Annotated in this window: 11 protein-coding genes and 2 tRNA genes; 7 read left to right on the forward strand and 6 right to left on the reverse strand. The window is 66.5% G+C overall.

From position 1 onward, the window contains the following. Positions 1-9: 9 nt before the first annotated feature. Together AC1RIF_RS15190 and AC1RIF_RS15195 are read right to left on the reverse strand one after the other, a co-directional pair. Positions 10-243, reverse strand: a complete 234-nt coding sequence (locus AC1RIF_RS15190; protein ID WP_492602371.1) for a hypothetical protein — start codon at positions 241-243, stop codon at positions 10-12. Positions 244-289: 46 nt separating this feature from the next. Continuing rightward, on the reverse strand, positions 290-1477 hold the full coding sequence (locus AC1RIF_RS15195) for a L,D-transpeptidase (protein WP_492602182.1): 1188 nt from the start codon (positions 1475-1477) through the stop codon (positions 290-292). A 331-nt stretch (positions 1478-1808) separates the two neighbouring features. On the opposite strand from AC1RIF_RS15195, the gene AC1RIF_RS15200 reads away from it, so the two are divergent. Together AC1RIF_RS15200 and AC1RIF_RS15205 are read left to right on the forward strand one after the other, a co-directional pair. Beyond that, positions 1809-1881 (forward strand) — tRNA-Lys (locus AC1RIF_RS15200). Positions 1882-1905: 24 nt separating this feature from the next. Beyond that, positions 1906-1978 (forward strand) — tRNA-Lys (locus tag AC1RIF_RS15205). A gap of 149 nt (positions 1979-2127) precedes the next feature. On the opposite strand, the gene AC1RIF_RS15210 is transcribed toward AC1RIF_RS15205, so the two are convergent. Next, complete coding sequence (locus AC1RIF_RS15210) at positions 2128-2349, reverse strand: DUF3618 domain-containing protein (protein ID WP_031936604.1); 222 nt, start codon at positions 2347-2349, stop codon at positions 2128-2130. 206 nt (positions 2350-2555) lie between these two features. Between AC1RIF_RS15210 and bcp the strand changes: the two genes are divergently transcribed. Next, on the forward strand, positions 2556-3026 hold the full coding sequence (bcp, locus tag AC1RIF_RS15215; RefSeq protein WP_492602183.1) for a thioredoxin-dependent thiol peroxidase: 471 nt from the start codon (positions 2556-2558) through the stop codon (positions 3024-3026). A 10-nt stretch (positions 3027-3036) separates the two neighbouring features. Here the strand turns inward: bcp and AC1RIF_RS15220 are convergent, their stop codons facing one another. Both AC1RIF_RS15220 and AC1RIF_RS15225 read right to left on the reverse strand, forming a co-directional pair. Then, on the reverse strand, positions 3037-4404 hold the full coding sequence (locus AC1RIF_RS15220; protein WP_492602184.1) for a dipeptidase: 1368 nt from the start codon (positions 4402-4404) through the stop codon (positions 3037-3039). Positions 4405-4478: 74 nt separating this feature from the next. Beyond that, positions 4479-5207 carry a TetR/AcrR family transcriptional regulator gene (locus tag AC1RIF_RS15225; protein ID WP_492602185.1) on the reverse strand — a complete coding sequence of 243 codons (729 nt, stop codon included), beginning with the start codon at positions 5205-5207 and terminating at the stop codon, positions 4479-4481. Positions 5208-5311: 104 nt separating this feature from the next. On the opposite strand from AC1RIF_RS15225, the gene AC1RIF_RS15230 reads away from it, so the two are divergent. Continuing rightward, positions 5312-6265, forward strand: coding sequence for an ATP-binding cassette domain-containing protein (locus AC1RIF_RS15230; protein WP_492602186.1), 954 nt, complete (start codon positions 5312-5314; stop codon positions 6263-6265). Next, the gene (locus AC1RIF_RS15235) at positions 6262-7050 is read left to right on the forward strand and encodes an ABC transporter permease (protein WP_492602187.1); all 789 of its coding nucleotides are present in this window, start codon (positions 6262-6264) and stop codon (positions 7048-7050) included. Before AC1RIF_RS15230 ends, AC1RIF_RS15235 begins: the two co-directional genes overlap by 4 nt. 42 nt (positions 7051-7092) lie before the next feature. Here AC1RIF_RS15235 and AC1RIF_RS15240 read toward each other — a convergent pair whose 3' ends face one another. Further along, positions 7093-8025 (reverse strand): helix-turn-helix domain-containing protein, encoded by a 933-nt coding sequence (locus AC1RIF_RS15240; protein WP_492602188.1) that lies wholly within the window; start codon positions 8023-8025, stop codon positions 7093-7095. Positions 8026-8365: 340 nt separating this feature from the next. On the opposite strand from AC1RIF_RS15240, the gene AC1RIF_RS15245 reads away from it, so the two are divergent. Together AC1RIF_RS15245 and AC1RIF_RS15250 are read left to right on the forward strand one after the other, a co-directional pair. Continuing rightward, positions 8366-9841, forward strand: a complete 1476-nt coding sequence (locus AC1RIF_RS15245; RefSeq protein WP_492602189.1) for an amidase — start codon at positions 8366-8368, stop codon at positions 9839-9841. A 105-nt stretch (positions 9842-9946) separates the two neighbouring features. Then, positions 9947-10600, forward strand: a complete 654-nt coding sequence (locus AC1RIF_RS15250; RefSeq protein ID WP_492602190.1) for a TetR/AcrR family transcriptional regulator — start codon at positions 9947-9949, stop codon at positions 10598-10600. Positions 10601-10609 lie beyond the last annotated feature (9 nt).

The following is a 10609-nucleotide window of genomic DNA, read 5'->3' on the forward strand; positions in this document are numbered from 1 at the left end:
CGACGGGTACTAGTCGAAAAGCGTCGGCGCGTCGCCGGCGCCCGCGTCGTCGGCCGACCGCGTGGCGCGCGCACCCGGTTCAGCCTTACGCACCACGGTCAGCGTGGTCGTCCGACGCGAGAGCCGGTGCCCATCCGCGTGCTCGAGCAATGCCATGCCGTGCCGGACCTCGAGAACAGTCCACGGGCCCGCATGGCCCGCCGCCTGAACGAGATCCCCGACTCCCACCGTTACCACGCTCAGCTCCCGTTCCTTCGGACGATTCGGTCACACCCAGAATAATCGCCCGCTACGCGTTACCCGCTCGCCAGGTCTCCCAGGGGATGTTCCAGTCGCCGAGTCCGTCGGTGCCGGACAGGGTGCCGCCCACGGTGTTCTCGACGAGGACGATGTCGCCGCGCTTGGTGTTGTCGTAGATCCATTTCGCGTTGGCCGGGCTCAGATTCAGGCAGCCGTGGCTGGTGTTGGTATTCCCCTGCTCGCCGATGGACCACGGTGCGGAGTGGAAGAAGATGCCGCTGTACGACATTCGAGTGGCCCAGTCGACGGGCGTCTTGTATCCGTCCGGCGAGTTCACCGGAACGCCGTAGGTCGACGAATCCATCACGAGGTGGTCGAAGCGGTCTCCGATGATGTAGACGCCGTTGTCCGTAGGAGTGCTGTTCTTGCCCATCGACGTCGGCATCGTCTTGACGTCACGACCGGACACGTTGACGGTGACCTGCTTGGTGTCGTCGTCCGCGGTGATGACGACGGCATCGCCGATCGTGAACGACGAGTGCACGTCCTCCTGCCCGAACAGTCCCTTACCGAGGTCTCGGCCGTACGCCTTGACGTCGACGGTGACCGTGGTCCCCGGCGCCCAATAGTTCTGCGGCCGCCAGCGCACCTCTCGGTTGTTGAGCCAGTAGAAGGCGCCCTCGACCGGCGGCACCGTGACGACCTCGATCGCGGCCTCCGCAGCCTTTCGGTCGGGAATGTTCTCGTCGAACTGGATCGCGACAGGCTGACCGATGCCGACGACACTGCCGTCGCCGGGCATCACGTACGGCTTGGTGAGATTCCCGGGGGCGCTGGTCGTGAACGACAGGGTGGTCGACGTCGACCCGCCGAGCCCGTACGCGTCGGCCCGGAGCGTGTACTTGCGGTTGTATCCGAGCGGTTCGGTGTTGGTCCAGGACAGTCCGTCCGGCGCCACGGCGCCGGCGACCGCCTTACCTTCCGGGTTGCGCAGCTCGACGTCCGCCAACCGGCCGTCGGCCACGCGGACCGTCACCGGGTCGCCGGGCGAGAACCCGACGGCGCCGTCCGCTACGGCGGTGGTGAGCTTCGGCTGGATCAGCGCGAGGAGCGGATTGGAGTCGACCGGCCCCGCACCGGAAGTGGTGGCCCCGGCCGCGCCGGTCGAAATGGTGCATCCCGTGACGAGCATCACCACCCCCAGGGCTGCTGCGACAACTGCCGCGGCGGCAGGCATCTTCGATCTCGTCGCCCCACCCCCGCGCCGACGACCCTCACCGCGACTGATCTTCATGAAAACCCCACTTCACACTGCACAACTACCGAGGCAAGCCCCTTCGACCCACCCCACTCGTGTGCCGACCCGACAAATCCCTGCGGCACCCGTGCCACTGCATGATGCCAGGTTCACGGAAGCGACCTCCGCGACGTGCCGGGCCCATGAGTAACGGTCGAATACCAATCGCCACCTGCGGCTCGAGGGTTACTGGACCACTGATTTGCTTTCGCTCGAATCGGTCCGTTAATGTTCTCCTCGCACCGAGCGAGGGACACCTCGCAGGGCAAATGCGCCGCTAGCTCAACTGGCAGAGCAAGTGACTCTTAATCACTGGGTTCGGGGTTCGAGTCCCTGGCGGCGCACGCTAGTACGCTAGCAATGGGTTGGCGCCTATAGCTCAGTTGGTAGAGCAAGTGACTCTTAATCACTGGGTCCGGGGTTCGAGTCCCTGTGGGCGCACCGAGAAAGGCCCCCGCACTTCACGTGCGGGGGCCTTTCCTCGTTTCGGGCCGTGGATGTGCGCCCGATGCCCGAACGACGAACGGGACGTCAGGTCACCCGCTCCACGGGAGCGCGCGACCCGACGTCCCGTTCGAGGCGCCGGTCGGTCAGCGGAAGATCTTGCGCAGCACCAGCAGCCCCACGACAGCACCGGCACCGATGAGCGCTGCCTTCACGGCCGGCTCGTTCAACTTCGCGAGGACGCTCTGCTTGGTGGTCTCGACGAGCCGCTTGGGGTTGGTGCGGACGGCGAGCACGTCGAGTGTCTGCGCGAGTTGATTGCGGGCGTTCTCGATGTCCCGCTCGATGCTCTCGGTGTCCCTGGGCACGTGTCCTCCAACTGGTTCGAATCGGTGCGGCTGTGACGCTGCTGTGCCGGTCACGCTACCGGCACAGCTCGACACAACCGTAGAGCAGAAGGCACTGCGGGGCGTCGCGCGGACCTCCCCCGAGACCGTCTGTGCCCATCCGACCCCATCCGAGCCCGCCCTCGGCCGACCACAGGCGTCGGGCGCCTTCGGTAGCCTCAGTCGCTGTGACCGAGAACAGGCTCGCCCCCGGCGACATCGCACCCGACTTCACCCTGCCCGACGCCGACGGCAACGAGGTGTCGCTCGCCGACTACCGTGGCCGCAAGGTGATCGTGTACTTCTACCCCGCTGCGAGCACGCCGGGGTGCACCAAGCAGGCGTGCGACTTCCGTGACAGCCTCGCCGAGCTCACCGAGGCCGGCCTGGACGTCGTCGGCATCTCCCCCGACAAGCCCGCCAAGCTCGCGAAGTTCCGCGACAACGAGGGACTGACCTTCCCGCTGCTGTCGGATCCCGAGAAGGCGACGCTCACCGCCTGGGGCGCGTTCGGCGAGAAGAAGATGTACGGCAAGGTCGTCCAAGGCGTCATCCGCTCGACGTTCCTCGTCGACGAGGACGGCAAGATCGAGGTCGCGCAGTACAACGTGCGCGCCACCGGACACGTCGCCAAGCTCCGCCGCGATCTGTCGGTCTGAGGCCGATCCGTCAGCCGAGGCCCTGCAGGAACAGGGCCTCGGCGACGGCCAGATTCTCGATCTCCGACGGATCCACGCTCTCGTTGGGCGCATGGATCAGCGCCCGTGGTTCCTCGACACCCATCAGTACGATCTCGGCATCGGGAAACTGTCCGGCCACGACATTGCACAGCGGGATCGTGCCGCCCTGCCCCGCCACCGCGACGTCGGTACCGAATGCCTCCGCCAGTGCGGCTTTCAGAGCGGTGTAGCCGGGTCCGGACGTCTTCGCCCGGAACGGCGACCCCACCGCCTCGCGTTCCACCGTCACCCGGGCACCCCACGGCGCCGCCTTCTCGAGATGCGCGATGAGCGCGTTCTGCGCCCCGAGCGGATCCATGCCCGCCGGTACCCGCAGATTGAGCCGGGCCGACGCCCGCGGCTGGATCGCCGCCGCGGACCCCACGACCGGCGGCGCATCGATCCCGAGGATCGTCAGCGCCGGTCGCGCCCACACCGCGTCCGCAACCGAGCCCGAACCGGTGAGTCGGACCCCGTCGAGCACACCGGCGTCCGCTCGGAACTGCTCCTCCGGGTACTCCACGCCGTCCCAGTCCTGGGCGGTGTCGAGGCCGTCGACGACGGTGTTGCCGCCGTGGTCCCGCAGGGTGGACAGCATCTGCACGAGCGCCGCCAGGGCGTCCGGCGCCGATCCGCCGTACATGCCCGAATGCAGTTCGCCCGCGAGGGTTTCCACATGCACCACGACGTTCGCGATTCCCCGCAGACTGGTCGTGAGGGTGGGCCGGCCGACCGCGACGTTGCCGGTGTCGGCGATCACGACGACGTCTGCGGCGAACAGTTCGGGCCGCTGCTCGACCAGGTCCTCGAGTCCCCCGGCCCCCATCTCCTCGGAGCCCTCCGACACGATGCGGATCCCGACCGGTAGCGGCTGCCCCGACTCCCCCGTCCCTGCCAGCGCCCGCAGTGCCAGCAGGTGCATGACGACGTTGCCCTTGCAGTCCGCGGCGCCGCGTCCGTACCACCGGCCGTCGCGCTCGGTGAGTTCGAACGGCGGCGTCGCCCACAGTGCCTCGTCGCCCGCCGGCTGGACGTCGTAGTGGCTGTACAGCAGCACCGTCGGCGCGCCTTCGGGTCCCGGCTGATGCCCGACGACCGCGTGTGAACCGTCGGACGTCTCGATCAGTTCGACGTGGCCGATCCCGGCCGCCCGGAACGCGTCGGCGACCCAGTTCGCGGCGCCGGCACACTGCTCGGGCGGGGCCTGCCGCGGATCCGCGATGGACCGGAACGCCACGAGCGCGGCGAGTTCGTCACGCGCGGTCGGCATCAACTCCCGGACCCGGGCCCGGATCTCGTCCGACGTCTGCACCACCACGGCCACCTCCAGCAATCTCGACGGGTCGCATCCGAGCCTACGATCCGGAGACCGCAGACGTTGCGTACTGCACGCTAGGAGTCGTACTGCGCCACGAGCCGTTCGACGCCGTCGAGGAGCAGCGACAGCGCGAACCGGAAATCGGCTTGCTCCCAATCGACGTCGTCCTCGTCGAACGCACCGCTGCCCAGCGCCGACAGCACAGCGGGAAACTGCGCCGGATCGAGGATCTGCGGCAGGATGCGCGCGTAATTGTCCGGTTCCGCGTCCGGGACCAGATCGATGGCGAATCGTGCCCGGCCGATGACGTGCACCGAGACATTGAGCGAGATCTGCACCTTGACCGCCTCGGGCAGCCCGGTCGACGCGAGGCATCCGAGGGCGGCCTCGAGCCAGGCCATGTTGTTCGGCCCCAGGGGAGCTCCGTTGATCGGGAGCCGCAGCCACCACCGGTGACACATGAGAGCGCCGTACTCGGCGTGCGCCCACATCTCGAGCCCCTCCCGCCACGACAGGGTCGGCGGAATCGTCGGCGGCGGGCCGAGGACGCGGTCGGAGATCAGTTCGAGCAGCTCGTCCTTGCTCTCGACGTACCGGTACAGCGACATCGTGGTGAAGCCCAGGCGCTTCGCGACCCGCGCCATCGACAGCGACGCCACGCCCTCGTCGTCGGCCAGTTCGATGGCGGCGTCGAGGATCTCGGTCACGCTCAGACCCCGTTTGGGGCCGCGGCTACCGGCTTCGCCCAGCCCCCAGGCAAGTTCAACGACCCGAGGCAGTGCAGCACCCTCAGTGGTCTCCATCCGCGTCACCGCTCCTCGCTCCCGCCGACTCTTGCGCTCATCCTAAAACTGCGTATGTTGTAAACAGTTGTGTATCACGTACACAGTTTTGGGGAGGGAGCCTCATGAACCGACCGCAATCCACGCACGCCATCTCGGTCACCGGCCTACGGAAGACCTTCGGCGAACGCACGGTGCTGGACGACGTGGATCTCCACGTGCCTTCGGGCAGCGTGTTCGCACTGCTCGGGGCCAACGGCGCGGGCAAGACCACCACGGTCCGAATCCTGTCGACCCTGCTGCCGTTCGACGCCGGACGGGTCGAGGTAGCGGGACACCTGCTGCCGTCACAGGCCCGTGCGGTCCGCACCGACATCAGCGTGACCGGCCAGTACGCATCGGTAGACACGCTGCTCACCGGCCGTGAGAATCTCGTGCTCCTGGGCGATCTGCATCACCTCGGCCGCCGCGAATCGCGACGCCGCGCAGACGAACTCCTCGAGCAGTTCGACCTCACCGGCGCCGCGAACCAGCGTGCCGACACCTACTCCGGCGGCATGCGACGACGTCTCGACCTCGCGATGAGCCTGGTCGCGCGGCCGCGCGTGCTGTTCCTCGACGAGCCGACGACCGGGCTCGACCCGCGGAGCCGTCGGGACATGTGGGCGATGGTGCGCGAGCTGGTCCGCGACGGCACCACCATCCTGCTCACCACGCAGTACCTCGACGAGGCCGACGAACTCGCCGACCGGATCGCCGTCCTCGACGCCGGCCGGATCGTCGCCGAAGGAACCGCGGACGAGCTCAAAGAACTGGCACCCGGTGGGCACGTGGAGGTCACGCTGCACGACCCGGCCCAGCTCGCTCGCGCGAGCGCGGCGCTGTCCGACGCCGTCGTGGACCTCGACAACTCGACACTGCAGATCCCCACCGACGGCAGCGTCCGCTCACTCAAGGCACTGCTCGACCGCATCGACGATCCGGGGCTGTCCGTCGATCGTTTCACCCTGCACACCCCCGATCTCGACGACGTGTTCTTCGCCCTCACCGGCGCGGCACGCAAGGAGGAAGTCCGATGACGGCATCGACCCCGACCGTGCACGAACCGATGTCCGCGGTGACGGACTCCTGGACGATGTTGCGGCGGAATCTCACCCACATCTCACGCAGCCCGGACACGATGATCACGGCCCTCGTCCTGCCGCTCATGTTGATGGTGATGTTCGTCTACGTGTTCGGTGGCGCGATCGACACCGGTGGCGCCTACGTCGACTACGTCGTGCCTGGCATCATCCTGCTGTGTGCCGCCTTCGGCGCGTCGACGACGGCGGTGAGCGTCTCCAGCGACATGACCGACGGCATCATCGACCGGTTTCGTACCCTGCCCATCGCGCGCTCGGCGGTCCTGACCGGGCACGTGCTGGCGAGCGTCGTGCGCAACATGATCACGACCGCGATCGTCGTCGCGTTCGCACTGCTGATCGGGTTCCGCCCGACCGCAGATCCCGTGCGGTGGCTCGGGGCGATCGGGATCATCGCGTTGTTCGTGTTCGCGCTGTCGTACCTGTCGACAGCGCTCGGGTTGCTCGCGAAGAATCCCGAGGCCGCGAGCGGCTTCACGTTCGTCATCCTGTTCCTGCCGTACGTCAGCAGCGCGTTCGTGCCGGCCGAGACGATGCCGAGTTGGCTGCAGTGGTTCGCCGCGAACCAGCCGGTCACCCCCGTCATCGAAACGGTTCGGGGACTGTTGATGGGCACCCCGATCGGTAACAGCGCCGCGCTGGCCGTCCTCTGGTGTGCCGCCGTCACCGTCGCCGGATTCGTCGGCGCCACAACGCTGTATCGCAAGCGCACGTCGCGCTAGTGCCTGCACAGCAGTGCCACTTAGCCGCGTGAGCGAACATTGTCACTGCGGTGCCCATGCGCGTCGGAACTCACTCGGGCTCACACCGAATCGTCGACGGAACGCCTTACTCAACTGCGAGGAATCCGTCATCCCCCATTTCTGACCGACGCTCGAGACCGAGAAATTCGTCGGAAGCGATTTGAGATCGTCGCGGACGTGTTCCAGGCGACGGTTGAGAATGTGGCGAGCGATCGTGGTTCCACTCGAGGCGAAAACTCGATGCGCCCATCGGACGGAGATATGATGGGCCCGCGCGACTGACTCCGGGGAAAGCTCCACGTCGGCGAGATTCTCCTCGATCCAGCACATCATCGATCGGAGCATTTCATCGGCATGCCCGGGTCCGGCCTCCCCGGTACGCCCGAACCCCATGATTCCCTGCAATGTATGCGAGATCGTTTCACCCAATTGATGACGCGAGACAGACGACATTTTCGATGTCGACCCGTACGCGTCGGTGAGCAGTGACACCAGTGCCGATCTGAACGGGCTCGACTCGACTACCGTACCTGCGGACAGGCTTTCCAATGCCGTGCGGCTGACCCGGAGCGCATCCGCAGATACCTGAACAATCGCGTATCGGTACGGCGATTCGAAATGGAACACGAAGGGCTCGTGTTGCGGGTACACCAGCAGAGTGCCTTCTTCGAATGGAGCGAGCCGGGAACCCCTCGACAAGGTGCCGCGCCCCTCGGCGATCACTCCGACGTTGTACTTCTTGTCGGAGCGACTGTCGAACGTGGGCTCGACGACCGATGGAATGTCGTACGCTACGTCGCATCCGTGAAAGATGCCCGCCCTCCATGGACTGAACTGTCCACAGAACGTCTCGTTTCCGCTCGAAATTGTGACGCTGTCCTCGCTGGCGAAATCATCCGTCGCGTAGAGATATCCAGATACTACGCAGCCGTGCTCCGACTCGGTGATATGCATGGATGGACCTCTCGTTGGACCGTGCGCCCGTGCTACCTCAGGTCGCATTCGCGTGGTGAGGCACGAGCCTACATATTCGGCCCGGGCTCGCCGCGATGTCTGTCGGCGTATCGCACGGATCGAGAAGGTGCCACGGTGAAACGCTCCGGCCCGGGCACCCTCCACGCGGATTTCCCTCAGTTCGCGCAATGACCAGCGCTGGCCGCTGCCGGACCAGACTTGTGGTCGATCTCACCCCTACGCTCCAGCAGCAAGGATCTGTCGGCGGGCCCGGAATCGAAGAATGGCCGGACCGACCCGCTGGATTCTCGACACTGGATTGAAGGAATGGAGCCGAAGAATGCAGCAGAACACCGGTGACATCTGGCGCTGGACCGCCGCGGAGATGCGCGCGGCCGTCGTCAGTCGGCATGTTTCGTCGCGCGAGGTGCTGGAAAGCTGCCTGAACCGCATCGACACCGTGAACCCGACGGTCAATGCACTGACCGAGGTGGATGTCGATCGGGCCCGCGCGGCAGCCCTGCTTGCCGACGACATGGTCCGTAGCGGTGTGGCTCTCGGTCCACTCCACGGGGTCCCCACCGTCACGAAGATCAACGTCGAGCACGCCGGCTCCGCAACAACCGATGGTGTAGTCGCATGGGCGGACAATGTCGCGACCGAGGACAGTCCTACCGTCGGCATGTGGCGCAAGTCCGGCGCCGTGCTCTGCGGCCGAAGCAACGCTCCGGCTTTCGCCTTCCGTTGGTTCAGCAACAACGACCTGCACGGATGTACCCGTAATCCATGGAGCAGCGACCACACACCCGGTGGTTCCAGCGGCGGCGCATCGGCAGCTGTCGCGAGCGGGATGGTCCCGATCGCCCACGGAAACGACATCGGCGGATCGGTTCGGTACCCGGCCTTTGCCACGGGCATCGTCGGTCTCCGACCGACCCCGGGTCGGGTCCCGACCGGAAGGGTCGTGGACGCCCCCGACCGCACGTTGTCGGTACAGACGATGAGCGTCGAGGGGCCGTTGGCGCGAACTGTCGAGGATGCGCGGCTCGCACTCGCCGCGATGTCGGGCTGGGACCCCCGGGATCCTTGGCTGGTTCCCGGTGATCCCAGGCCCGCACGTGCCTCGCATCCACGGCGGGTGGCACTGGTGCGCGACGCAGGAGTTCGCGCTCCGGTGGGTGCTGTGGATGATGCTCTCTCGCAAGCAGGCCGGATCCTGGAGGAACGCGGATACGAAGTCGAGGAGATCGAGCTTCCGCTGCTCGGTGAGGCCTACCGGCTCTGGTATCTGCTTGTGCTCCAGGAGTTCCGGACAGCACTGCCGCTGGTTCGGGAGGTCGGCGATGCGGGTATGCAGACCGCCGCTCAGTACTACCTCGACAACGCGGCCTCGTGGTGGGGTCCGGAGCCGTCTCTCGAGACCTTCATCAAGGGCTACGCCCGTCGTGGGACTCTCGTGCTGAAGCTGCAGCAGATTCTCGACCAGTACCCGACTCTGTTGATTCCGGGTTCGGCCGAGCTGGCGTTGCGTCAGGATTCGGATATCGCGAGCGTCGAGAGCATGCGATCCGCGATGGAGGCGCAGTGGCCGAGCATGTCCATCCCTCTACTGGGGGTGCCGGCTCTGTCGGTACCGACAGGTGTGTCTGGCGACCTCCCGGTCGGCGTGCAGTTGGTCGGACGCCGCTTCGACGAAGCGCACCTCCTCGATGTGGGCGCGGAAATCGAATCCCAGGTCGGGACGATTACACCGATCGACCCGCGCTGGTCGACGACGGACACCGATGCCGATCCTCGGCACCGGATCGCGCGTTAGCGGTACTGCGAGAAACACCAGAACGGGAAGGTCGTCGAATCTGACGGCAAAGACCGATAATCTGTGCTCGTGGAGTCCACTACCAGCCGCCGTCCCCCTCGTAGGGTGGACCCCGCGCTGGAGGTCCAGAGCGACCCCCAGGAGCTGATGCCCCGGAAGCGTCCGACGCAGGAGCGGAGCCGCCGCAAATTCGACGCCCTGCTGGCCTCGTCACGCGAGTTGCTCGTCGATGTCGGCTTCGAATCGTTCACGTGCGAGGAGGTCGCGGCCCGGGCGGACGTGCCGATCGGCACGCTGTACCAGTTCTTCGCGAACAAGTACGTGATCGTGTGCGAACTCAACCGCCAGGACCTCGTCGGCGTGCAGCAGGAGCTGGAGGCGTTCAACGGGGAGGTGCCGTCGCTCGACTGGCTCCGCTTCCTCAACAAGTTCGTCGATCACATGGCCGGGCTGTGGACGTCGGATCCGTCGCGGCGCGAGGTGTGGCTGGCGATGCAGTCGACACCGTCGACCCGGGCCACCGGGGTGATCCACGAGAAGCAGTTCGCCGAGCAGGTCTCGCGGATGCTGGCACCGCTCACCCCGCACACACCCCGCGAGCGCCGCACGATGATGGCCGAGGTCCTCGTCCACGTCGTCTATTCGATGTTGAACTTCTCGGTGCAGGACGGCCAGAGCCACGGCGACGCCGTCGCCGAACTCAAACGGCTGATGGTCGCGTACCTCCTGGTGGCGGAGAAGGAAGCCCGCTCCAAGTAGCCCGGATCG

The organism is Prescottella sp. GW823-FHT02E09 (assembly GCF_058797375.1).